At 72.8% G+C, this 23117-nt stretch carries 24 protein-coding genes; 6 read left to right on the top strand and 18 right to left on the bottom strand.

What is annotated here, in order from left to right; translation table 11 throughout:
* Positions 1-25: 25 nt before the first annotated feature.
* From BMW85_RS14705 to BMW85_RS14670, 8 genes are all read right to left on the bottom strand, one after another.
* Positions 26-913 (bottom strand): geranyl diphosphate 2-C-methyltransferase, encoded by an 888-nt coding sequence (locus BMW85_RS14705; RefSeq protein ID WP_091081550.1) that lies wholly within the window; start codon positions 911-913, stop codon positions 26-28.
* Positions 910-2046: a family 2 encapsulin nanocompartment cargo protein terpene cyclase gene (locus BMW85_RS14700; RefSeq protein ID WP_218155777.1), complete on the bottom strand. Its 1137-nt coding sequence runs from the start codon at positions 2044-2046 to the stop codon at positions 910-912. The genes BMW85_RS14705 and BMW85_RS14700 overlap by 4 nt, the downstream gene beginning before the upstream one ends.
* Positions 2047-2093: 47 nt before the next feature.
* Positions 2094-3488, bottom strand: a complete 1395-nt coding sequence (locus tag BMW85_RS14695) for a family 2B encapsulin nanocompartment shell protein (protein ID WP_425434336.1) — start codon at positions 3486-3488, stop codon at positions 2094-2096.
* A gap of 157 nt (positions 3489-3645) precedes the next feature.
* Positions 3646-3948 carry an EthD family reductase gene (locus BMW85_RS14690; RefSeq protein ID WP_091081548.1) on the bottom strand — a complete coding sequence of 101 codons (303 nt, stop codon included), beginning with the start codon at positions 3946-3948 and terminating at the stop codon, positions 3646-3648.
* 62 nt (positions 3949-4010) lie between these two features.
* Positions 4011-4289: a hypothetical protein gene (locus BMW85_RS14685; protein WP_091081546.1), complete on the bottom strand. Its 279-nt coding sequence runs from the start codon at positions 4287-4289 to the stop codon at positions 4011-4013.
* 48 nt (positions 4290-4337) lie between these two features.
* Complete coding sequence (locus tag BMW85_RS14680) at positions 4338-4700, bottom strand: hypothetical protein (RefSeq protein ID WP_091081544.1); 363 nt, start codon at positions 4698-4700, stop codon at positions 4338-4340.
* A gap of 6 nt (positions 4701-4706) precedes the next feature.
* On the bottom strand, positions 4707-5273 hold the full coding sequence (locus BMW85_RS14675; protein WP_091081543.1) for a hypothetical protein: 567 nt from the start codon (positions 5271-5273) through the stop codon (positions 4707-4709).
* Positions 5274-5288: 15 nt separating this feature from the next.
* On the bottom strand, positions 5289-5750 hold the full coding sequence (locus tag BMW85_RS14670; protein WP_091081541.1) for an Hsp20/alpha crystallin family protein: 462 nt from the start codon (positions 5748-5750) through the stop codon (positions 5289-5291).
* Positions 5751-5954: 204 nt separating this feature from the next.
* Between BMW85_RS14670 and BMW85_RS14665 the strand changes: the two genes are divergently transcribed.
* On the top strand, positions 5955-7289 hold the full coding sequence (locus BMW85_RS14665) for a hypothetical protein (protein WP_091081540.1): 1335 nt from the start codon (positions 5955-5957) through the stop codon (positions 7287-7289).
* A 40-nt stretch (positions 7290-7329) separates the two neighbouring features.
* Here BMW85_RS14665 and BMW85_RS49565 read toward each other — a convergent pair whose 3' ends face one another.
* From BMW85_RS49565 to BMW85_RS14650, 3 genes are all read right to left on the bottom strand, one after another.
* The gene (locus BMW85_RS49565; RefSeq protein ID WP_177240682.1) at positions 7330-8730 is read right to left on the bottom strand and encodes a PLL family lectin; all 1401 of its coding nucleotides are present in this window, start codon (positions 8728-8730) and stop codon (positions 7330-7332) included.
* Between the two features lie 244 nt (positions 8731-8974).
* Positions 8975-9430 carry a Clp protease N-terminal domain-containing protein gene (locus BMW85_RS14655; RefSeq protein WP_091081538.1) on the bottom strand — a complete coding sequence of 152 codons (456 nt, stop codon included), beginning with the start codon at positions 9428-9430 and terminating at the stop codon, positions 8975-8977.
* A gap of 10 nt (positions 9431-9440) precedes the next feature.
* A complete protein-coding gene (locus BMW85_RS14650) occupies positions 9441-9644 on the bottom strand; it encodes a helix-turn-helix domain-containing protein (protein WP_170223733.1) in 204 nt (67 codons plus the stop codon).
* Between the two features lie 52 nt (positions 9645-9696).
* On the opposite strand from BMW85_RS14650, the gene BMW85_RS14645 reads away from it, so the two are divergent.
* Positions 9697-10938 carry an FAD-dependent monooxygenase gene (locus BMW85_RS14645; RefSeq protein ID WP_091081537.1) on the top strand — a complete coding sequence of 414 codons (1242 nt, stop codon included), beginning with the start codon at positions 9697-9699 and terminating at the stop codon, positions 10936-10938.
* Positions 10939-10941: 3 nt separating this feature from the next.
* On the opposite strand, the gene BMW85_RS14640 is transcribed toward BMW85_RS14645, so the two are convergent.
* A complete protein-coding gene (locus BMW85_RS14640) occupies positions 10942-12456 on the bottom strand; it encodes an FAD-dependent monooxygenase (protein WP_245774817.1) in 1515 nt (504 codons plus the stop codon).
* 205 nt (positions 12457-12661) lie between these two features.
* Here BMW85_RS14640 and BMW85_RS14635 point away from each other — a divergent pair, with 205 nt between their 5' ends.
* Positions 12662-13861, top strand: a complete 1200-nt coding sequence (locus BMW85_RS14635) for a cytochrome P450 (protein ID WP_091081535.1) — start codon at positions 12662-12664, stop codon at positions 13859-13861.
* Between the two features lie 11 nt (positions 13862-13872).
* Here the strand turns inward: BMW85_RS14635 and BMW85_RS14630 are convergent, their stop codons facing one another.
* On the bottom strand, positions 13873-14319 hold the full coding sequence (locus tag BMW85_RS14630; protein WP_091081533.1) for a hypothetical protein: 447 nt from the start codon (positions 14317-14319) through the stop codon (positions 13873-13875).
* 124 nt (positions 14320-14443) lie between these two features.
* Here BMW85_RS14630 and BMW85_RS14625 point away from each other — a divergent pair, with 124 nt between their 5' ends.
* Positions 14444-15397 (top strand): NAD-dependent epimerase/dehydratase family protein, encoded by a 954-nt coding sequence (locus tag BMW85_RS14625; protein WP_091081531.1) that lies wholly within the window; start codon positions 14444-14446, stop codon positions 15395-15397.
* A 37-nt stretch (positions 15398-15434) separates the two neighbouring features.
* On the opposite strand, the gene BMW85_RS14620 is transcribed toward BMW85_RS14625, so the two are convergent.
* From BMW85_RS14620 to BMW85_RS14600, 5 genes are read right to left on the bottom strand one after another with little or no spacing between them, the layout of a single operon-like run.
* Complete coding sequence (locus BMW85_RS14620; protein WP_091081529.1) at positions 15435-16703, bottom strand: ABC transporter substrate-binding protein; 1269 nt, start codon at positions 16701-16703, stop codon at positions 15435-15437.
* A gap of 5 nt (positions 16704-16708) precedes the next feature.
* A complete protein-coding gene (locus tag BMW85_RS14615; protein ID WP_091081528.1) occupies positions 16709-17716 on the bottom strand; it encodes a branched-chain amino acid ABC transporter permease in 1008 nt (335 codons plus the stop codon).
* A complete protein-coding gene (locus BMW85_RS14610; protein WP_091081526.1) occupies positions 17713-18594 on the bottom strand; it encodes a branched-chain amino acid ABC transporter permease in 882 nt (293 codons plus the stop codon). Before BMW85_RS14610 ends, BMW85_RS14615 begins: the two co-directional genes overlap by 4 nt.
* Before the next feature lie 3 nt (positions 18595-18597).
* The gene (locus tag BMW85_RS14605; RefSeq protein ID WP_091081524.1) at positions 18598-19314 is read right to left on the bottom strand and encodes an ABC transporter ATP-binding protein; all 717 of its coding nucleotides are present in this window, start codon (positions 19312-19314) and stop codon (positions 18598-18600) included.
* Positions 19311-20069, bottom strand: coding sequence for an ABC transporter ATP-binding protein (locus BMW85_RS14600; protein WP_091081522.1), 759 nt, complete (start codon positions 20067-20069; stop codon positions 19311-19313). Before BMW85_RS14600 ends, BMW85_RS14605 begins: the two co-directional genes overlap by 4 nt.
* Positions 20070-20248: 179 nt before the next feature.
* Here BMW85_RS14600 and BMW85_RS14595 point away from each other — a divergent pair, with 179 nt between their 5' ends.
* A complete protein-coding gene (locus BMW85_RS14595; protein WP_091081521.1) occupies positions 20249-21625 on the top strand; it encodes a PucR family transcriptional regulator in 1377 nt (458 codons plus the stop codon).
* Entirely contained in the window at positions 21612-23114 is a 1503-nt protein-coding gene (locus tag BMW85_RS14590; protein WP_091081519.1) for a long-chain-fatty-acid--CoA ligase, read from the top strand. The genes BMW85_RS14595 and BMW85_RS14590 overlap by 14 nt, the downstream gene beginning before the upstream one ends.
* Positions 23115-23117 lie beyond the last annotated feature (3 nt).

Genomic DNA, 23117 nt, shown 5'->3' with positions numbered 1-23117 from the left:
GGCGGCCCGGCCGGTGGGGGAAGGCTCAGACGCGGTCGGCGGCGATGAGCAGGTACTGGAAGCTGCCGTTCTGGTAGGCGTCCAGGAACGCCTGCTCGATGCCGGTCGCCAGGTGGCTCTGGGCCCGCAGCTCCCAGTAGGGGATGGTGGCCGCCGTCATGTCGATGACGCTGCACGGCACGAGCCGGTTGGCCACCAGCTCCTTGAAGTAGGTGCTGCGGGAGTGGATGTCGCAGATGTAGTGGGCGTTGATCTGGCTGATGGCCCGGGACGGCAGGCCGTAGGCGTCGTTGTAGCAGCCGGTGATGCAGACGTAGCGCCCGCCGCGGCGCAGCAGCCGGGCGTGCTCGGCGAACAGCAGCGAGAGCTCGACGTACATGGTGCTCTCGTTGTTCCAGATCGCGGAGTAGGCGCCGGTCTCGAAGCCGGTGTCGAGCATGTTGCGGAAGTGGAAGCGCACCTGGTCGGCGACGCCGCGCTGCCGGGCCTGCTCGTTGGCGAAGGACACCTGCTCCTCGGAGATCGACACGCCGTCGACCTGGCAGCCGTGGCGCAGGTTGGCGAGGAAGCTGGAGCCGCCCCGGCCCGAGCCCGCGTCCATGACGCGGTCGCCGGCGCCCAGCGCGCCGAGGTGGCCGACCAGGGTCTCGGCCTGCTGGGTCTCCAGCCGGTGCAGCTCGGCCACGAGGCGCTGCTCGCGGGTCTCCTCGGGACCCTCCAGCACCGACCAGTCGACGTGGCCGATGCCGTAGTGGTGGTGATAGAGGCCGTCGACCTCGCCCAGCCGGAGATTGACGGGGTTGCGCTCGGCGTTCCAGTAGTCGGCGACGGATCGCTGGTATTGGCTGCCGAGCACGGAGTTGTGCGCGTTCGTGGTGGTCACGCGGGCGAAGTCCTTTCTGCTGACGGTCATGACTGGTAGCGGGCGCTGCTGCCGTGCCATTCGAGGCATCCGGCCATCCACGCCTGCGCGCCGCGCAGGAACCGCTTGAGCTCCGGCGACGGCACGCCGGCCAGCGCCTGCCGGCCGGCCTCGAATCCTCGGACGAAGTCGTTGTGCAGGTGTACGGCCCGCTCGGTCGCCTCCTCGACCGAGCAGCCCTCCTCGGCGGCGATGAGCAGGATCACGTTGCTGTCGGGCAGTTCGTCGGCCGCCTCCCTGGCCACCGAGTGCAGGTCGTTGACCAGCACGCTGGCGGTGCCCGCCTGCATGAGCGCGGTGTGGAAGCGGCGGTCGTGGAACAGGTCGGCGGGCAGGTGGTAGCCCCCGGCGACGTCGATGAGGGTCATCGAGGTGTAGAAGCTGTCGTGCTGGCGGGCGGCGAGGTAGCGCCAGACCGGCGGCGGCGTCTTCAGGTAGCGCCAGGCGGCGTAGGCGCACCAGCTCACGTACATCTGGAACGTGACGCCGCACGCCCGCATCACCTGCGAGGGCAGGGCATGCCTGCTCAGGTGGGAGGTGGCCGAGCGGAGCGCCACCAGCACGGGGTCGGCCGTGATCGTCTCCTCGAGCTGCCGGGTGTAGTCGCCGGCCGGCGGCGGCGGGTCCATGGCGGACATCACCAGCGCCAGGCGGGGCGGCAGCTCGGTCGGGGTGGCGCCGAGGTCGCTCTCGTCGGCGTAGTAGTCGTCGGCCGCCCACCAGGCGGCGTTCATCTGGGCGGCGACCAGCAGCAGGTCGGGGTCGTCGGTGTCGGGGTGGGTCAGCATGGCGAGCCGGCCGAAGCCGGTGCGGCCGAACTCCTCCAGCCGCCCCTCGTGCAGGCCCACCCGCTCGGCCCAGGCGAGCAGCCGCCGGTCGACCTCCGCGCCGAGGCCGTCGTCGACGCGGACGGTCTCGGGGCACAGCAGGGGCGGGTAGGAGCCGTCGCCCCAGGGCCGCTCGCGGTAGGGCAGCGGGGCCAGGCTGACGTGCGGGGACGGCCGCGCGGGGCCGGACTCGTGCCCGTCGCCCTCCTCCCGCAGGGGGACGGGAGCGGCGGTGCGCAGGCTGAGCGCGGACGTTCCGAGGCCGGTGGGCAGGACAGGGAGCCGGTCGGCGGGCATGACGCTCCTCGCGGACGAACGGGACCAGGGGGAAGAGGAGGGGAGGGTCAGGAGCGCGGCGCGGCGACGGCGGCGTTCTCCAGGATCCCGATCGCGTCGGGCACCAGGATCGCGGCCGAGTAGTAGGCGCTGACGAGATAGGACATGACGGCCTTGTCGTCGATGCCCATGAAGCGCACGTTGAGGCCGGGCTCGTGCTCCTCCGGCAGCCCGGTCTGGTGGAGGCCCACCACGCCCTGGTCGTCCTCGCCCACCCGCATGGCGATGATCGAGGTGGTCTGCTGCGCGCTCACGGGGATCTTGCCGCAGGGGAAGATCGGGATGCCCCGCCAGGCCGGGACCTCGTGCCCGTTGACCTCGGCGCTGCCCGGCACCAGGCCGCGCCTGTTGCACTCGCGGAAGAAGGCGGCGATCGCCTTGGGGTGGGCCAGCAGCAGGCGGGTCTTGCGGCGCATGCTGATGAGGTCGTCCAGGTCGTCGGGGGTGGGCGGCCCTGACCAGGTGGACAGGCGCTGGTCGTAGGCGGCGTTGTGGAGCAGGCCGAAGTCGGGGTTGTTGAGCAGCTCCCACTCCTGGCGCTCGCGGATCTCGTGGACCGTGAGCCTGAGCTGCTCCTCAAGCTGGTTCATCGGGTGGCTGTAGAGGTCGGCCACGCGGGTGTGGACGCGGAGGACGGTCTGGGACACGCTCAGTTCGTACTCGCGGGGGTGGAGCTCGTAGTCGACGAAGGTGCCGCCGATGACCGGCTCGCCGACGTGGCCGGCGGCGATCTCGACCGCCGCCTCGCCGCGCTTGTTGACGGGCCTGCGGGTGCTGTCGAGATAGCGGTCGAGGTGGGCGCGCAGGCCGGGGGCGCGGGCGAGGACGCGCTGGAAGGCGGCCCACGGCGAGACCAGGATCGTGCCGGCGGTGGCCGCCTTGACCGTGCACGACCAGCGGGGGTCGTCCTGGCCGAGTGCCTCGTCGCCGAACTGGTCGCCGTCGGTGACGACGCCGAGTGCCTCGGTGGCGCCGTATTTGCCGACGGCCTGCTTCTCCAGGCGGCCGTGGGCGACGATGTAGGTCTCGGTGACCGGCGTGCCGGCCGCCACGATCACCTCTCCGGGCGCGACCTCGCGCGGCGTGAACGTGGCGGCGAGCGCGGCCAGCACGTCGAGGTCGTCGTAGCCGCGCAGCGCCCGCAGCTCGGCCAGCGTCTCGGGGATGACGCGGACGTCGCCGGCCCCCTCCCGCACCACGCTCACCCGCCCGCGCCCCACCCGGTGGGTGAGGCGGCGGTTGACCCGGTAGGTGCCGCCGCGCACGTCCACCCACGGCAGCATGCGCAGCAGCCACCTGGAGGTGATCGCCTGCATCTGGGGGCGGGTCTTGGTGGTCGTGGCCAGGGTGCGGGCGGCCCTGGTGTCCAGGCTCAGCCGCTGTGGGGTGGGGTCCGCAGGCATCATCCCTCGCAATCGCCGGCTCCTCGTCACCGAACGTATTCATCCGAACACGTTCGGCGGAGTAGCCCGACGGACAGGTGATGCTTACCCCGGCTCTTTTCTTCCCGGGGCGCGGGCGTCGGGGCGGCCGCGCGGGCCGCCCTCACCCGCGCCGGGCTCAGACGATCGTGCCCGCGGGCCCCATCAGCATCTCGACGCCGGCGCCGGCGAAGTTCGCCAGGTCGGCCGCCGTCGCCTGGCCCTCCTCACTGGCCATCGCCGCGTTGAACGCCGCCTCGTCGTCGAAGGTCAGGACCGCGACGAGATGGTAGGGCGGCCGGTCCCCCGCGGGCCGCAGCGCCGTGTAGGACCGCAGCCCCGGCAGCCGCGCGGCGAGCGGGGCGTGCGTGCCGTCGTAGTGCTTGTCGAAGTCCTCGGCGCTCTCGGGGTGGTTGTAGAGCACGATGAGCTGGAATGCCATGATCCGCCTCCCTGGTCGTGGGTGCTTCGATCAAACCCCGGCAGGGGGCGCGGCACCAGACGTCAGGCGCCCAGATCGCGGACGATGTTGTCCAGCCGGTGCGCCAGGCTGTCGAGCACCTCGTCGGTCGGTTTCTCGCCGGGCATCCTGGCCAGCAGCTCGTCACGGCGGGCGATCACCAGCCCCCGGTGCGCCTCGTCCACCTCGGCGTCGGGCAGCACCACGCACTCGCCGCGTACGTAGACCAGCGTCGCGTCGTCCCGGTCGGACTCCAGCAGCGCGCGCACGCACTCCCGGTCGATGAGCTGGGTGCCGGCGGCGCCCCTTCGCTCGTTCTTCATGGTCGGGTCTCCTTCTCGCTCCGGCAGGGCCCCCTGCCCTGCCCATGGTCAGCCGAACGTGGGCGGTCCGCCGTCCGAGCGCGCCCTGCGCACGCCGAACACCACCAGGTACACCGCCGCCGCCAGCGCCACCACGGCCGGCACGATCGCCAGCGCCGGGTTGCCGGCCAGCAGCGCCCACACGGCCAGCACCACCCCGGCCAGCAGGGCCAGGGCGACGGCGAGCAGCCGGTAGCCGAGCGCGCTGCGCGGCGGCGGCGCCTCCACCGGGTCGCCGTGTCCGCCTCCGGAGACGCCGGGCACGCCGGTGTCGCTCACCTTCCCTGTCGCCGACTCGGCCTCGGGAGGCGGCGGCTGGCGCAACACGGGCGCGAAGAACTCGTCGTCGGGGTCGCCTGCGGGTCTGTTCATGGGGGTTCACCTCGGGTCTTGTTCCAGGGCGTGCAGGAAGGGCGCGACGACCGCGTTCAGCTCGGCCACCAGCGCCTCCAGCGACGCCTGGGCGTCGTCCAGATTGGGCAGGCCCGCGGCGCGGGCGTGGGTGGGCGTGGGCAGCCGGTCGGGCGAGAGCGGCGTCCGCAGCTCCAGCGTGGTCAGCGCGGTCGGCCGCTCGTACGGCGGCGCCGCGTACGCGCCCTCGTCACCGTCCGGCCGGTGCCAGGTGTGCCAGCCGGCGGGCAGCGGCACCGGCGTCGGCACGGCCAGCTCGACCACGGCCAGCGGGCCGCGCGCCTCCTCGGGACGGTGGCAGGCCGCGTCGAGCACGCGCGGATGGCAGCGTACGTAGGGCAGGTCCGTGATCGGGCGCATGGCGGCCTCCCACGCGCCGAGCGCGAAGCGCAGCGGGTCCAAGGTGACGCCGGACGCGCCCGGCTCCCCTTCGACCGCCGCGAACAACTGCCGCCACCTGCGCAACTGCTCCCCGTAGCGGGTCTGCGCGCCCTCGTGGGCCGCGTCGATCCAGAACGCCTGGGTCCCGGCCATGACCGCCTCGCCCGGTCAGCCCTTGATCGAGATGCGGCGCGAGCGGCCCTGCTCGGTCTTGGGCACGCGTACCGTCAGCACGCCGTCGCTGAGCTCGCAGCCGACCTTGTCGAGGTCGGCGTCGGACGGCAGGATCGTCCGGTACACGAACGCGCCGGTGCGCCGCTTCAGCTTGGGCCCACGCTCCTCCTCGGAGACCTCGCCAGAGACGCGGAGCTCGTTGCCCTCGACCTCGACGTTGATCTCGTCCCGCCGCAGCCCGGGGAGCTCCGCGCGGACCATGTACGCCTCCGACGTCTCCTCGGTCTCGGCGACCGGCCGCCAGGCGGCGGTGTCGATCTCGGCGCCCTGCTCGAACAGCCGGCCCATCTGGTCCCAGAGCTGCTGGAACTCCGTGAAGGGGTCCCATGAGCGGGCCGGCCAGCTCGGGTCGCCCCACTGCGCTGGTGCTCTGTGCCGCCTGGCGGGAAGTGCCATCACTTTCACCTCCGTAACGGCAGGAACATCATCGTTCCTGCTCATCTGGTTCATCGCGTCCCTACCCGGCGTTCATCAGCAAACTCGGCGAAGCGCCGTTTCCTGACACTCCGGTGAACCGCGCTTGGCGGGCGCACGCGCGCCGCCACCACCTCTCCCACCTGCTTCGATTACTGTGAGTGATCGCGTAAGGAGGGGATCACCATGGCACAGGAACCGAGGATCGACGTCGAGAGCAAGACCAGTACCGTCGAGAGCAGCCTGGCCCCGGAGCAGATCGAGCGCATCGCGAGCGTGCTCGGCGACCCGGGGGTCTGGTTCGCCACCCCGCCGGTGCGCGAGGGTGAAGCGGCCGAGCCCGACCTCGTATGGGAGCTGGTGGCGGACAAACCCCACCGCGGCCTCGTGGCGACCGGCCGGGCCCACGTCCACCTGGTGAAGGGGCGCACCGCGCCGGTCCGGCCGCTGATCTTCGCTGACGGCTTCAACTACGGCCCGAGCGACCTGGCGGGCATGTGGCGGCATTTCAACACGCCGTACGAGCCGGGCGTCCCCGGGCTGCTCGACCAGCTGCTCGAGATGGGGCTCGACGTCATCCTGCTGGGCTTCGACCAGCGGCAGGCGTACGTGCAGGCGAACGCGGCCGTCGCGGTGACCTGCCTGCGGCGCGTGCTGGAGACGCGGCGGGGCGACACGCCGCTGATCGTGGGCGGCGTCGGCGCCGGCGGCATGATCACCAGGTACGCGCTGGCCCGCATGGAGAGCGAGGGCGTGGACCACCAGACCGACAAGTACTTCTCCTACGACACCCCCCACCTCGGGGCGTGGATCCCGCTGGTGCTCCAGCAGCTCGCCTACCTCCACGAGACGATCCAGCCGCGCCCCGACGGGGCCGGGCAGGCCGAGCTGATCCGCAGCCCGGCGGCGCAGCAGCTCCTGTGGGGCTGGCTGCCCGGCACCAGCTATTCGGGCCGGGTCACCGACTCCAGCCCGCTGCGCAAGGAACTGCTGGCGGACCTGCGCCGGATCGGCTGGTTCCCGATGCGGCCTTACAAGCTGGGCCTCGCCAACGGCTCCGGGGAGGGGCGCGGGCCTGACCTGCGGCCGGGCACGCCGGTGCTGGACCTGGGCGAGGGCCCGCTGCGGCTGGTCGCGAGGATCCAGCCGGACCAGGGCGAGCTGCGCAACGTCGGCGCGATCGGCTTCGGCGAGCCGGTGTGGACGAGCGCGACCTCGTACGTGGCGGCCTTCGACGGGGCGCCGGGCGGCACCATGGACGCCTTCGGCCGGGTCGCGGACGCGATGGGGCTGCCGATCGAGGACCGCTTCCGCGGCACCTGCTTCGTGCCGTCGGTGAGCGCGATCGCGCTGGCGCGCGACCCGCTGACGTGGCCGTCGGAGCTCTACACCGACCTGCGGCAGCTGCAGAAGGACGAGACGTTCCTCGACGCGTACTGCTGCGACAGCGGCAACACCCCCCACGGGGCGGTGTCGCGGACGCTGGTGGAGTGGTTCGTGGACCAGCTCGCGGGCTGGTGAGGAGGGACGAGGGGCGCCGGTCCGGCGCCCCTCCTGCCGGTCAGCGGCTGCCGCGGTGCAGCACCACGAGCTGGTCGCGGGTGGCGTTCCTGTCGCGGAAGGCGATGGCGGCCGGGGCCTCGGCGCTGAGGTGGCCGGGCAGCCGCTCGTCGGCGCTCCAGCTCGCGCCGTCGAAGGAGGCCCACCAGAGGCTCTGGTCGGCCGCGCCACGGTGCACGACGTAGAGGCGGTCCTTGTAGACGGTGAGGGCCGGGCCCTCCGCCGAGAAGTGGTCGGGCAGCCGCTCGTCGCGGCTCCAGGAGGAGCCGTCCCAGCGGGTCCACCAGAGCGCCGTGTCCTCGCCCGCGCCGCGGTGCACGCAGTGGAGCTGACCGCGGAAGACGGCCAGCGCCGGGTTGGACCGGCTGGCGTGGTCGGGGAAGCAGTTGTCCGCGCTCCACCTGCTGCCGTCCCAGACGGTCCACCACAGGCGGTCGTCGTGCGCGCCGCGGTGCACGCACCACAGCTTGCCGTCGTAGGCGGCGAGGGCCGGGCTGCTCACGGTGAAGTGGTCGGGCAGCTTGGCGTCCGGGCTCCACTTGGCGCCGTCCCAGCGGGACCACCACAGGGCGGTGTCCTGGCCGGCGCCGCGGTGCACGCAGTAGAGCTGGCCGTCGTACACGGCGAGCGCCGGGGCCTTCGCGCTGAAGTGCTTGGGGAAGCGCTGGTCCTCGCTCCAGCCCTGCTCGGCGTCGTAGACGGCCCACCACAGGGCGGCGTCGCCGTCGCTGCCACGGTGGGCGACGTAGAGCCGGTCGCGGTACTCGGCGAGGGCCGCGCCGGTGGCGGTGAAGTGGTCGACGAAGCGCTGGTCCTCGCTCCAGCCCTCGCCGGGCTCGTGGACCGCCCACCACAGGCGCGCGTCGCCGGCCGCCACGGCGGCCGGGCGGGCCGGGACGAGCGAGGCCGGCGCGGTCCACGGCGAGACCAGGCGGGCGCCGTACGGGCGGGCGACCGAGCCGATCCAGCGGGCCTTGTTCCTGGCCGACCACTCGACGATCGGGGCCAGCCAGCCGCCGAGCACCGCGCCCGAGGTCTCCCCGATCAGGGACGCCAGCTCGGCGGCGCGGGAGGCGGCCACCTCGTTGAGGTGGATCTCGAAGCCCCACCAGCGGGCGACGGGCCACACCTCGGCGCCGGTGGCGCGCAGCTCGCCCTGGAGGTGGCGTACGCGGTCCTGGTCCCGGGCGTCCAGCTCGGCGATGCGGCGCTCGCTCTCGTGCCGTGCCGCCAGCCACTCGGCCTCGGCGGCGGCGCGGTCGGCGAGGTCGTCCTCCCGCAGCAGCTCGGTCTCGACCGCGAGGTCCACCGCGGCGGCGGCGAACGGGTCGTCCTGCGCCTGGAACAGCGTCGCCTCGTCGTCGAAGTCGAGTTGTGAGGTGTCGGCCCTGTTCTCGTCCATGTCCAGCCCCCTGGGATGTGTGATGCTTATACGCATGAACCTGACACATAGTAACTGTCAGTGTTCATACCGTTACAGAGGGGCGGGGCGCGCAGCGGAAGGGCCCGGCGGGGAGACGTGCGCCGCGTCCCCGCCGGGCCCTTCCTGATCCCTTTAAGCGCTGTCGATGCCACAGGAGTCACCCAGTGCTCCTGCCGCTCTTCCCACTGAACGGCTTTCCAGTCCTGTGCGTGCCGGATCCCGGTCAGGTGAGGCGGGCGCGGGCGGCCACTCGGTCGATGCCGAGCCTGTCGATGAGCTGCGCGACCGGGTCCGGCCGCTCGCGGTCGAGCAGGGCGAGCGCCATGATCCTCGGCGCCTCGCTCCTGCTGCGCATCGTCGTGCCCTTGACCGCCCGGTCGACCACGGCGCGCGCGTTGGAGGTGAGCGAGCCGCCCCCGAGCGGCGGGTGCTTGCGCGGCCTCGCCGACAGGTCCGCGCCGACGTCCACGCCGAGCATCCCCAGCGCCTCGCGGTCGAGGTCGCCGAGTGCGGCGCGGGCCCTGGTCACGTCCACGTCCAGCGCCCGCGCGACGGGCTCGTGGTGGAGCAGGCCGAGCAGCAGGTGCTCGGTGCCCATGCGCCGGTCGCCGCGCTCCCTCGCCTCCTGGACGGCCGCCTTCACGATCACCCCGAAGGCGCTCTTCTCCCAGCCGAACATCCTGGATGCCTCACTTTCCGTATTTGGCGTGCACCGACTGTCGTGACATGCCGAGCGCGTCGCCGATCTGCTCCCAGGTCCAGCCCTGCTCCCTGGCCAGCGCCACCGACACCGCCTCGACCTGCTCGGCCAGCCGGTGCAGCGCGCCGACCGCCCGCAGGCCCATGGCCGGGTCGTTCGATCTGATGCGCTCGGACAACTCTGTGACGTCCACGCTTGTCAGGCTAGATTGACAGCCACGATTCTGTCAATCTAGCCTGACAAACATGGAGAACGTGCTGATCGTGGGGGCGGGACCCGTGGGGCTCATGCTCGCGTGCGAGCTGAGCCTGGCCGGCGTCCGCCCCATCGTGCTGGACAAGAACCCGGGGATCGGCGACCTGCCCAAGGCCAACGGCCTGGTGGGGCAGATCGTCGAGACCCTTGACCACCGCGGCCTGCTGGAGCGCTTCAGCGCCGGCAGCCCGTACGCGGGGCCCGCGCCCGGCTTCCCGTTCGCGTCCGTGCCGCTGCGCTTCGAGGGGGTTCCGGACATCCCCCTGCGCGTCCTGGTCATCCAGCAGCCACGCCTCGAACGGCTGCTCACCGAGCGGGCGCTGGAGCTCGGAGCCGACATCAGGCGCGGATGCGAGGTGCTCGCGCTCGCCCAGGACGCGGAAGGGGTGACACTGACCACCGGCCAGGGCGAGCTGCGCGCCCGGTACGCCGTCGGCTGCGACGGCGGCCACAGCCGCGTACGCGAGGCCGCCGGCATCGGCTTCCCCGGCGACACCGACGAGGAAAGGCTGATCATCGGCCACTTCAAGACCGGTGCCAGGCCGCTGGAGGAGATCGCGCCGGCGGGCATGGAGCCCGGCTGGAACCGCACCCGCCACGGCCGCGTCCTGCTGACCTCGCTCCAGCAGGGCGTGCTCGTCGCCGGGGTCCGCGAGCGCGGCGCGCCGCCCCGCGGTCCGGTGACCCTGGAGATGTTCCAGACGGCACTGCGCCGGCACCTCGGCCGCGAGCTGCCGCTCGGCGAGCCGATCTGGTTGTCGACCACCGTCGCGCAGGCCCGGCTGGCGGAGCGCTACCGTGCGGGCCGGGTGTTCCTGGCTGGCGAGGACGGCGACGCGCTGCGCGAGCTGCTCGGCGAGGTGTTCGCCTTCGAGGAGCCGGTCCGCCACCTGGCCGGGCTGCTGTACGACTCCGGCGTGCGCTACGCCCCCGGAGCCCCGGACGCCCGTCCGCCGGCCGGCGGCTTCGTGCCCGACCTGGAGCTGGCGGACGGGCGGCGGGTGGCCGAGCTGCTGCGGAGCGGCCGTCCGGTGCTGCTCGACCTCGGCGGCGGCACGGACGGCCTGACGGGCGACGACGACTGGATCGAGGTCGTCCACGCCGCCGGCGTGCGACCGCCCGCCGACGCGCTGCTGATCAGGCCCGACGGCTACGTGGCGTGGGCGGGCGCCGACGGGCTGGCCGAGGCGGCCGGGAGATGGTTCGGGGCGGGCACCGCGAGCCGCGCCTGACGGTCAGCTCATGGCCAGCGCGCGGCCGAGCACGCCTTCCGGGGTGTCGCCGCGCCAGGCCACGTGCTGGTCGGGGCGGACCAGGGTCAGGGGTTCGCCCGGGAGCGGGACGACCTCCAGGGGGACGCCGAGGTCGCGGGCCTCGGCCTCCAGGGTCTTGACGCCGGGCGCGTCCGGGTCGCCGAGGAGGGTGAAGCCGCGGCCGAGGCGGTCGTAAAGGGAGACGCCGGGGGCGAGCCAGCGGTGCGGGAGGCGTTCGCCGGCGCCGTCGGCGACGATCGGCGAGCCCGTGTAGACGTAGCCGAGCACCAGGTCCAGGCTGTGGAACTCGCTGTGCTTCGTGCGCAGCACGGCCTCGGCCACCGCCGGGCGCACCTTCTCGAACTCGGTCTCGTCGCCCATCAGCGCCGGGTCGGCGAGCTCGGGGGCGAGGGTGGCCATGTTCGCTGCGGCTGCCTCGATGGTGTCGGCGGCGATCGGGCGGCGCTCGGCCTCGTACGTGCCCAGCAACGCGGCCGGCGCCCAGCCGTTCAGCACGGCGGCGAGCTTCCAGCCGATGTTGACCGCGTCGCCGATGCCGGTGTTGAAGCCGTGGCCGCCGTAGGGCGGGTTCTGGTGGGCGGCGTCACCGGCCAGGAACACGCGCGCCGTCGCGTAACGGTCGGCCAGCAGCATGCGGGCGGTCCACGGGTCGGTCGCGAGGATCTCGACCTCCAGGTCGTCGTCGCCGGCCAGGTTGCGGACGAGCCGCACCGGGTCGGCGTCCTCGGCCCGTACGCCCTGGGCGATGCACCACCAGGTGTCCTTCAGGTCGAGGCGGCCGGTCAGGCCGGGCTGGGCGGGGTTGAGCACCCAGTAGTGGACGGCGGGGCCGTGCGGGACGCGCTCGGCGAGGCCGGGGGCGCGGAAGACGATGTTGAAGTTGGGGCGGGCGTCCTGGCGGCCCTCGTAGCGGGCGCCGATGGCGGCCCTGGTGACGCTGCGCGGGCCGTCGCAGCCGACCACGTACGCGGCCCTGACCTCGCGCTCCTCGCCCTCGCCCGACACGATCCGCACGGTGACCCCGTCGCCGTCCTCGGTCAGCCCGGCCACCTGCCAGCCGGTGAGCAGCGCGTCGCCGGCCGCCTCCCGCAGGATCTCCTCGACCAGCGGCTGGGGGGCCTGCTGCCCCGGCTCGGCGGCGAGGTCGGAGCCGACCAGGTCGAGGCCGAAGCAGCCGCCGATCCTGGCGATCTCGCGGCCGAGCAGGCTGTTGACGAACACCGCCTGGTCCGACCAGGACACCGCGAGCGGGGCGCGGGCGCGTAACGTCTCGGCGAGGCCCCAGCGGCGCAGCAGCTCCATCGTCCGGGCGGAGGTGGTCTTGGCGCGTGGGCGCAGCCACGACACCGTCTCCCGCGGCTCGACCACCAGGCTCCGCACGCCGTGGTGCGCCAGCTCCACGGCGGTCGCCAGGCCGACGGGCCCGCCTCCGGCGACCAGCACGGGCACCTGCTCGGGCACGCCCGCCTTCTCCATCTCCACCGTCCCCAATCGTCCTCGGAAGTTACGGGCATGCTCCTGGCGTCCCGTCGCCACCGTCAAGGCGCCCGCGGGGGCCCTGGATCGCGGAAAGGTGATCAAGCGCGGTACGAACCCATAACTGATTGAAGATCACACTAGAGGCACCCCTCCCGCGTTGTTACGGTTACGGCACACCAACGCCGATCATTCAGGGGTACCCATGTCCGAGTCCTCGGTGATGCCGCTGCACATGCGGCGCGCGCAGTTCGACCCCGCGCCGGACCTCGCCGCGGCCCGCGAGGAATCGGGCGTCACCCGGATCAAGACCGCGTTCGGCGCCGACGCCTGGCTGGTCAGCCGGCACGCCTACGTCCGCGAGGTCCTGGGCGACGCCGAGCGGTTCCCGATCGCCAAGCAGACCATCGCGCGGCTGCCCGGAGCCCCGGAGATGACCCCCGAGCAGCTCGCCAAGATCAACGCGGGCAACCTGCTCGGCCAGGACCCGCCGGAGCACACCCGGCTGCGGCGCATGCTGACCCCCGAGTTCACGCTCCGGCGCATGCGGCGCATGGAGCCCCGCGTCAAGGCCATCATCGACGAGCACCTGGACGCCATGGAGGCCGCCGGGGCCGGCGTCGACCTGGTGCCGGCGTTCGCGCTGCCGATCCCGTCGCTGGTGATCTGCGAGCTGCTCGGCGTGCCGTACGAGGACCGCGCCGGGTTCCAGGAGCGCACCAGCCGGATGCTCGACGTGACGGTGCCCGCCGAGGAGCGGGTGGCGCTGCAGTTCCAGGGGCGGGCGTACATGGAGGACCTGGTCGGCCGCATCCAGGCCGACCCCGGCGAGGACCTGCTCGGCATGCTGGTCCGCGAGCACGGCGACGACCTCACCAAGGACGAGCTGATCGGCATCGGCAGCCTGCTGCTGTTCGCCGGGCACGAGACGACCTCCAACATGCTCTCGCTCGGCACGCTGGCGCTGCTCCGCCACCCGGAACAGCTCGACCTGCTGCGCAAGGAGCCCGAGCGGATCGAGGCGACGGTGGAGGAGCTGCTGCGCTGGCTCAGCATCGTCCACTCCGGCACCACCAAGGTCGCCGCCACGGAGACCCGGCTCGGCGACACCGTCATCGCGGCCGGCGACCTGGTGATCTGCTCCCTGCCCACGGCCAACAGGGACTCCGGTGCGGTGCCGGACGCCGACCGGTTCGACCTGACGCGCGGCGACCACGGCCATCTCGCGTTCGGGCACGGCATCCACCACTGCCTGGGGGCGCCGCTCGCCAGGATGGAGCTGAAGATGGCCTTCCCCGCGCTGTTCCAGCGTTTCCCGGGGCTGCGGGTGGCCGACGGCGCCGAGCCGGTGTTCCGCTCGTTCAGCGTCGTGTACGGGCTGTCCTCGCTGCCGGTCGCCTGGTAGCCCCGCGCGCGCTACTTGTAGTACTGCACCCAGTACTCGACGGTGTGCTTCTTGCTCAGCGAGAAGGTCGCCCAGTAGAGCGAGTGCCCGGCGTTGCTGATGCGCACGATGCCGTACTTGCCGTTGCACCGCCACCTGCCGGACTTGGCGATCTTCTCGCCTGCGCCCCACTTGCGCAGGAACCAGAGGTTGACCTTCAGGTTCGAGTCGTTGCCCCAGCAGCGGGCCTTGACCTGCATCACCCGGGCGCCCGCGGGCCGGTTCCAGGTGTGGGTGGAGAAGTAGCCCTTCTGCGGGGGCAGCGCCTCGTGCCGGAGGGTGCGCCAGCTCGCCATGGCAGACACGGTCGTGGCGGTCGAAGCCGCGCTCTGCGCGGCCGGCGCGGCGAGGGCCGGCGCGGCCGTGGCGAGGGCCAGGCCGGTGGTGGCGAGGGCGAGGGCGAAGCTTGCGTGTCGCATGATGTCGGCCTTTCTGCTGATGAATGGGGCCGGATTCCGCCTCCGAGGTGAAGGTAGGTCGCGCGGTGTTGAGCCGGCGTCGAGCCCGCGTTGAGTCCCTTCGCTTCCGGGTTACGCTGCGTCCATGCGTGTAGTGGTGATCGGCGCGAGCGGCCATATCGGCACCTATCTCGTCCCCAGGCTGGTGGACGCGGGCCACGACGTCGTGGCGGTGAGCAGGGGCAAGCGGGAGCCCTACACCCCGCACGGCGCCTGGCGGCGGGTCACCGCCGTCTCGGCGGACCGGGACGCGGAGGACGCGGACGGCACGTTCGGGCGGCGGATCGCCGACCTGGAGGGCGACGCGGTCATCGACCTCATCTGCTTCGAGGAGGCGAGCGCCCGCCACCTGGCCGAGGCGCTGACCGGGCGGGTCCGGCACTTCCTGCACTGCGGGACGATCTGGACGCACGGCCCGAGCGCGCGGGTGCCGACGACCGAGGACCGGCCGAAGCGTCCGCTCGGCGAGTACGGCAAACGCAAGGCCGCGATCGAGGCATACCTGCTGGAGCGGGCGCACCGCGACGGGTTCCCCGCCACGATCGTCCATCCCGGCCACATCACCGGGCCCGGCTGGGTGCCGGTCAACCCGGCGGGCAACGTCAACCCGGCCGTCTTCCAGACCCTGGCCGACGGGGAGGAGCTGGCGCTCCCCAACTTCGGCATGGAGACCGTGCAGCACGTGCACGCCGACGACGTGGCCAGGCTGTTCATGGACGCGCTGGCCACGCCGTCGGCGTCGGTCGGCGAGAGCTTCCACTCGGTGGCGGCGGGCGCGCTCACGCTGCGCGGCTACGCCGAGGCGGTGGCCGGGTGGTTCGGGCGGGAGGCGCGGCTGACCTACCTGCCGTGGGAGCAGTGGCGGGCCACGGTGTCCGAGGAGGACGCGGCGGTCACGTACGACCACATCATGTACAGCCCGCACTGCAGCATGGCGAAGGCGGAGCGGCTGCTCGGCCACCGGCCCCGCTACGAGGCGCTGGAAGCGATCGAGGAGGCCGTCGATCGGCTGGTGCGGATGGGCACCATCACCGTGTGAAGGCCGCCGTCCACAGGGTGTGGACGGCGGCGGGCGGTCAGCCGGTCAGCGGCCCGAACTCCTTGCGCGTGTCGATGACCTGCCCGAACAGCTCCCACCGCTGCCCCTTGAACGTCATCAACTGCATCGACTCGATCGGGAACGCGTCCCCCTGCCCGGTGCTGAGCGTCACGCCGGGCAGCAGCATGTCGATCGGGACGTTCCGCAGGTCGCGCACCGAATCCCGCAGCCCTTCCCTGGTCGGGCACTTGGCCGCGTCCATCGCCTTGTGGAAGCTGTTGGCGACGGCCCAGCCGAAGGTCAGGTAGGGGATGTTCGGGTCGGCTCCGGGCGCGTACTGCTTGACCTTCTGCTTGTAGAGCGTCATCTCGGCGTCGGTCGCCCAGGTCGGGTCGTTCGGGTCCTTGTAGTACGAGCTGGACACGACGCCCTGCACGTTGTCGAAGCCGACCGGCTTGAGCACGGTGATCGAGGCGGCGACGTTGTTGATGATGTGCAGCGGGTTCCAGCCGGTGTTCCTGACGTCGGCGGCCAGCGCCTGCGAGCCGAACTTCGGCGTGGTGATGTCGAGGAACACCTCGGCCTTCGAGCCGGCGAGGTTGCGCATCTGGGGGTCAATGCTGGGGTCGGTGACCTCGTAGCTCTGCTCGGCGACGATCGTGAGCTGGGTGCCCTCGATGGCCTTCTTGAAGCCGCCGAGCAGGTCCTTGCCGAAGTCGTCGTTCTGGTAGAGCACCGCGATCTTGGCCGACGGCTTCTCGGCCTTCAGGTACTGCGCGTAGACGCGGGCCTCGGAGACGTAGTTCGGCTGCCAGCCGATGGTCCACGGGTGCGCGCCGTCGGTGCCCCACTTGGACGCGCCGGTCGCGACGAAGACCTGCGGCACCTTGCGCTGGTTGGTGTAGTCCCAGGTGGCGGTGGTGGAGGGGGTGCCGAGCGTCTGGAACAGGGCGAAGACCTGGTCCTGCTCCACCAGCCTGCGGGCCTCCTCGACGGCCTTCGGCGGCTGGTAGCCGTCGTCGCGCACGATGAACTCGACCGTGCGCCCGCCGATGCCGCCCTTCTCGGCGTTGACGTAGTCGAAGTACGCCTTGATGCCCTTGGGGATGTCCCCGTAGGCCGAGGCCGGGCCGGACAGCGGGTAGATGCCGCCCAGCTTGATGCTCTTGTCGGTGATGCCGGTCGTCTGCTGGCCCTGGCACTGGCCGGAGGCGGCCGTCCCTGCCTCGCCGCCGCTCTCGCGCCCCCCGCAGGCGCCGACGGCGACCAGGAGCAGCGCCGCGCAGCCGATCGCAGATACACGCATCCCTCTCACTCCTTCCGGGGGATTTTCCTGATCAGGCGGCCGGCCAGCCCGGCGAGGCCCGTGGGAGCCACGTACATCACCGCGATGATCAGCAGGCCGAGGATGACGCCCGGCGCGGCCTCGTTGAGGTCCTGCGCGATGCTGGGGACGAACATCACGAACAGCGCGCCGAGCACCGGCCCGGCCGTCGAGCCGAGCCCGCCGACGACCAGGCCGGCGAGCAGGGTGATGGACAGGTTGACGGTGAACGAGTCCGGCGAGACGAACCCGATCACCCACGTGTAGACGCAGCCGGCCACGCCGGCGAACATCGCGCTCCACGCGAAGGCCAGCGTCTTGTACGCGGGCAGCCGCACCCCCATGACCTCGGCCGCGCCCTCGTCGTCGCGCAGCGCGTGCAGCGCCCGCCCCACCCGCGACCGCAGCAGGCTGCCCACCAGCGCGAACGAGGCCACGGCGACCGCGAGCGCGAGGAAGTACAGCCACTGGTCCTCGGCGAGGCCGCTCCAGGCCGGCGGGCCCGGCTTGGGCAGCGTCAGCCCCATCGAGCCGCCGGTGACGCCCTCGAACCGCTTGAGCAGCGGCACCAGGAAGATCGCCATGGCCAGCGTGACGAGCGCCAGGTAGAGCCCGCGCAGCCGTACCGCGGGCACCCCGAACGCCAGCCCCAGCAGGAACGCCACGACCGCCGCGGCCGGCAACGTCAGCGGGTACGGCAGGCCGGGCCCGTGCGTCAGGACCGCCGCCGTGTACGCGCCCACGGCGAAGAACGCCCCGTGCCCGAGCGAGATCTGCCCGGCGTGCCCGACGAGCAGGTTCAGCCCGAGCAGCGCGACCGCGTACACCAGGACCATCGTGAGCTGGAAGACGTGGAAGGGGACGAGCTGGAACGGCGCGTAGAGCGCGGCGGCCAGCAGCGCGGCCACCGCCGCCCGGCGCCGCCCGGTGGGGGTCCATCGGGGGCGGCGGCGCTCGGGGCGCGCGTCCACGCCGGCGTCCTCGACCTGGGTCATGCGCGTTCCACCACCGCTCGGCCGAACAGCCCGCGTGGCCGTACCAGGAGCACGCCGAGGATGATCGCCAGGGGCACCCCGATCTTGAGGTCGGAGCCGACGGCGGGCACGTACGCCCCGGCCAGCGTCTCCGCCACGCCGACGATCACGCCTCCGGCGACCGCGCCCGCCGGGCTGTCGAACCCGCCGAGCGTGGCCGCCGCGAACGCGTAGATGAGGACCCCGCCCATCATGTTGGGCTCCAGGAACAGCAGCGGCGCGACCAGCACGCCGGACACCGCGCCGACGGTGGCGGCGAGGCCCCAGCCGAGCGCGAGCGTGCGGCCCACGCGGATGCCGACCAGGCGGGCCGAGTCGGGGTTCGCTGCCACGGCCCGCATGCCGAGCCCGATCTTGGTGTGCTGGAACAGCAGGTACAGCAGGCCCATGACCAGCGCCACGACGCCGAGCACGCCCAGCGTCGAGAAGCCGACGCTCACCCCGCCGACCTCCAGCGCGCCGCGCGGGAACGGGTTCGGGAAGTCCTTGATGAGGAACGTCCAGATCCAGCCGGCGGCGGCGTTGACGAAGATGAACAGCCCGACGGTGACGATCACCAGGGTCAGCTCGGGAGCGCCCTCGACCAGCCTGATCACGATCCGCTCGATGAGCATCCCGCCCGCGAACGACACCGCCAGCGTGAGCGCCAGCGCCGCCCAGAACGGCAGCCCCGCCGCCATGGCCTGCCAGGCCACATAGGCGGAGAACATGGCCAGCTCGCCCTGGGCGAAGTTGACGATCCCGGTGAACTGGTAGATCAGCACCAGGGCGAGCGCCAGGCTGGCGTACACCGCGCCCGCCCCGAGCCCTTCCACGACCTGCTGCAGGAACCCGGCCATCGGCTACACCCGGTATCCGAGGTAGGACTGCGCGACCTGCTCGTCCGCCCTGATCCGCTCGGCCGTGCCGGACAGCACGATGCGCCCGGTCTCCAGGACGTGCGCCTGCCGCGCGACGCCGAGCGCGAGGTGGGCGTTCTGCTCCACGACGACCACGGTGGTCCGCTCCTCTTGGTTGATGGCCTGGACGATGCGGAACAGCTCCCGGGTGACCAGCGGCGCGAGGCCCAGCGACGGCTCGTCGAGCAGGAGCACCTTGGGCCGCAGCATGAGCGCCCGGCCGAGCGCGAGCATCTGCTGCTCGCCGCCGCTCAGGCTGCCCGCGACCTGCCCGAGCCGGTCGCGCAGCGGCGGGAACCAGGAGCAGACGCGGTCGAGGTCGTCTTCGACTTCGCGTCCGCCGCGCCGGACGAACGCGCCGAGCCGCAGGTTCTCCTCGACCGTCAGCGGCATGAACGTGCCGCGTCCCTCGGGCACGTGCGCCACGCCCAGCCGGGCCACCGCGTCGGGCGGGCGGCCGGTCAGCGCGGTCCCGCCGAGCCTGATCACGCCGCGCGCCCGTACCATGCCGGACAGGGCGCGCAGCAGCGTGGTCTTGCCCGCGCCGTTCGGGCCGAGGATGGCGCAGATCTCGCCCTCGGCCACGCTGAGGTCCACGCCGTGCAGCACGCGGGCCTCGCCGTAGCCGACGACCAGGCCCTCCACCACCAGGAAGCTCATACGGCCGTCCCCAGGTACGCCTCGATGACGCCGGGATCGCGCTGCACCTCGGCCGGCGACCCCTCGGCGATCTTGCGGCCGAAGTCCAGGCAGACGATGCGCCGGCAGACGCCCATCACGAAGCCCATGTGGTGCTCGACCACGACCACGGTGAGGTCGTAGGCGTCCTTGAGCTCGCGGAGGGTGCCGGCGAACTCGGCCACCTCGGCCGCGTTCAGCCCGTTGACCGGCTCGTCGAGGAGCAGCAGCCGGGGGCGGGCGACCAGCGCGCGGGCCAGCTCGACCCGCTTGAGCGTGCCGAACGGCAGCCCGCTCGCCGGATGCCCGGCCACCCCGGTCAGGCCGAGCCGGTCGAGGACGGCGTCGGCGTCGTGGCGCAGCTCGCGCTCCTCGCGCCGCACGCCGGGCAGCCGGAGCCCGGCGGTCAGGAAACCGGCGCGCCCCCGGTGGTGCGCGCCGGCCAGCACGTTGTCGCGGACGGACATGCGCGGGAACAGGCCGAGGTTCTGGAAGGTCCTCGCGATGCCGAGCCGCACGATCGCGTGCGGGGCCACCGTCCGCAGGTCCGTCCCCTCGTAGGCGATGACGCCCGAGTCGGCCTCGTAGCGGCGGGTCAGGCAGTTGAACAGCGTGGTCTTGCCGGCGCCGTTGGGCCCGATGAGCCCCACCATCTCGCCGCGCGCCACCGCGAAGCTCACGCCGTGCAGCGCGGTGATGCCGCCGAAGCGGACGGTGAGATCGCGCACCTCCAGCATCCGGCCTCCTGGAGAACATTGTTCTGACGCGTTCGCTCAGCGTAGGATCCGCTCGTCAGGGGCCGCATTGGGCACGGTGACCCAAGATGTCCCCGGCATGTTGTCCGCGGAGCACAGCGACGGTCTCATCCCGGTCACGACCCGTTGACCGCCCGGCCACGGGCATGGATCATCCCGGCATGTCCGGTCGTTTCAGCACAGAAACGCTCACTGGCACCGAGGCCGTCCGCGCGCAGCGCGCGCGGATCCTCGCCGAGCTGCTGGACAACGTCCATGACCTGGCCGACGCCGGAGCGGCGGCGATCCGGGCCGAGGTGCCCACGTACGCGGCGCAGGGCGGCGACTTCCACGCCGACGTACGCGACCAGGTCGTCCGGCACTACCGCGCCAAGCTCGCCGTGCTGCTGGAGGAGCGGCCCGTCACGGCGGCCGACATCGCCTTCGTCCGGCGGGCGGCGATGCGCCGCGCCCGCGCCGGGGTGCCGCTCGCCGACTACATCAACGCCTACCGGATCGGCCAGCGCCTCTTCTGGGAGTCGCTGGTCGAGCGGGCCGGCCCGACACCCGCCGGGCGGGAGGCGGCGCTGTCGCTGGCGGTCGCCCAGATGCGCTACTGCGACTTCGCGAGCACGCAGGCCGCGTACGCCTACATGGAGTTCCAGCAGTACGCCGCCGCTGAGTCCGTACGGGAGAGCCGCGGCCTGCTGGAGACCCTGCTGGCCGGCGGCACCCCCACGCGCGGCAGGGAGCTGGCCGCCGCCCAGGCGCACGGCCTCGCGCCCGACGCGCGCACGCCGCTGCTCGTCGCGGTCGCGATGCTGGTCGAGGCCCCCGTCACGGAGGCCGCCGGGCTCAACAGGGACGCCGAGGCCCGGCACGCGGCCTGCGCCGCCCTCGCGAGGACCGTCGGCAACGGGGCCCGCACGCTGTCGGTCGTGCGCCAGTCGGAGATCGTGGCGGTGCCCGTGCTCGGGCCGGGCGCCGAGCCCGGGGAGCTGTGCGACCGGCTGCAGGCCGTGGTCGGGAGCCTCGCCGGCGAGGGCATCAGGCTCGCCCTGGGGGTCAGCACGCCGGTGGCCGGGCCGGCGCGGATCCCGCAGGCGTACCAGGAGGCGAGGGCGGTGCTGGACTTCGTGGCCGAGGAGGGCGGGGTCGCGGCGCTGCCCAGGCTCACCCCGTTCCAGTACCTGGCGCTGCGGGCCGACGACACCGCCCGCCACCTGGTGGACCCGCGCATCACGGCGCTGCTGGAGGAGGACCGGGCGCGCGGCGGCGTGCTGACCGCGACGATCCGGGCGTTCGCCGCCGCCGACCTCAACCTGCGCACCGCCGCCGAACGCCTCCAAATCCACCCCAACACCGCCCAATACCGGATGCGCCGCATCCAGCAACGCACCGGGCGCAGCCTGCGCTCGATCAACGACCTCGTCGAGCTGCTCGTCGCGATCGCGCTGCAGGACGCGGTTCCCACCAACGACGGCCGGGAAAGACTGGCCGCCGTGACCGATGAGGGGCGGCGGCGAGCCGACGTACGGTCCTCCCATGAACCTCGCTGACCGGCTCCACCACGCCGCCGGGCGGCTCGGCGGCCGAGCGGTTCTCACGCTGGACGGGGCGGCGCTGACCTACGGCGCGCTGGACGAGCTGAGCGCCCGCCTGGCCGGGCTGCTGCTCCGCCGCGGGATCGGCCGTGGCGACCGGGTCGCCGTCATGCTGCCGAACGTGCCGGAGTTCGGCGTCGTCTACTACGGCGTGCTGCGGGCCGGGGCCGTCGTGGTCCCGCTGGACCCGCTGCTCCGGCGCCGCGAGATCGCCGCCTACCTGGGCGACTGCGGGGCGCGGCTGCTGCTCGCCTGGCACGCCTTCGCCGAGACCGCCGAGGTGGGGACGGCGGGCACCGCGGCCGACTGCTTCTTCGTGGTGCCCGGCGAGCTGCCGCGGCTGCTGCGGGCCGTGCCCCCCGAGCGGGTGCCTGCCGGCACGCGCGCCGACGACACGGCCGTCCTCCACTACACCTCCGGCACCACCGGCCGGCCCAAGGGCGTCGAGCTCACCCACGCCAACCTGGCCGGCAACGCCGAGGCCGTGGCCCGCATGCACGCGCTCGGCGTGGACGACGTGGTGCTCGGCGCGCTGCCGCTCTACCACACCTACGGCCAGACCTGCTCGCTCAACGCCACCGTGCACGCGGGCGCGCGGCTGACGCTGCTGCCGCGCTTCGAGCCGGGCCGGGCGCTGGAGGTCATCAGGCGCGACGGGGTGACGGTGTTCCAGGGCGTGCCGACCATGTTCATCGCGCTGCTCGACCACCCCGGCGTGTCCGACCTGTCGATGCTGCGGGTCTGCACCTCGGGCGGGGCGGCGCTGCCTCTCGACGTGCTGCGCGCGTACGAGACCCGCGTCGGCTGCCGCATCGTCGAGGGCTACGGGCTGAGCGAGACCTCGCCCGTCGCCGCCGCGAACCGGGGCGGGCCCGGCCGCCGCCCCGGCTCGATCGGCCGCCCGATCAGGGACGTGGAGATGAAGGTGGTCGGCGAGGACGGCCGCGAGCTGCCCCGGGGCGAGATCGGCGAGATCGTGGTACGCGGCCCCAACGTCATGAAGGGCTACTGGAACGACCCCGCCGCCACCGCCGAGGCGCTGCGCGACGGCTGGTTCCACACCGGCGACCTCGGCCGGGTGGACGACGACGGCTTCTTCTTCCTGGTGGACCGCCGCCGTGACGTCATCATCAGGGGCGGCTACACCGTCTACCCGCGCGAGGTCGAGGAGGTGCTGTACGAGCACCCGGCGGTGCGGCAGGCGGCCGTGCTCGGCGTGCCGCACCCGGAGCTGGGCGAGGAGATCGCGGCCGTGGTCGCGGTGCGGACGCCGGTGAGCGGGGTGGAGCTGCGCGGGTTCGTACGGGAGCGGGTGGCGGCGTACAAGTATCCCCGGCACATCACGTTCGTGGCCGAACTGCCGACGAGCCCCACGGGCAAGATACTCAAGCGGGAGCTGGGTCAGCTCGCGGCGGTGACCCCCGGATCCCGATCCGGGACCTAGGTC

Source organism: Nonomuraea wenchangensis, assembly GCF_900111685.1.
Classification (GTDB): domain Bacteria; phylum Actinomycetota; class Actinomycetes; order Streptosporangiales; family Streptosporangiaceae; genus Nonomuraea; species Nonomuraea wenchangensis.
Note: the sequence above shows the minus strand (reverse complement) of the source record. Positions and strands in the feature narration are given on the sequence as shown.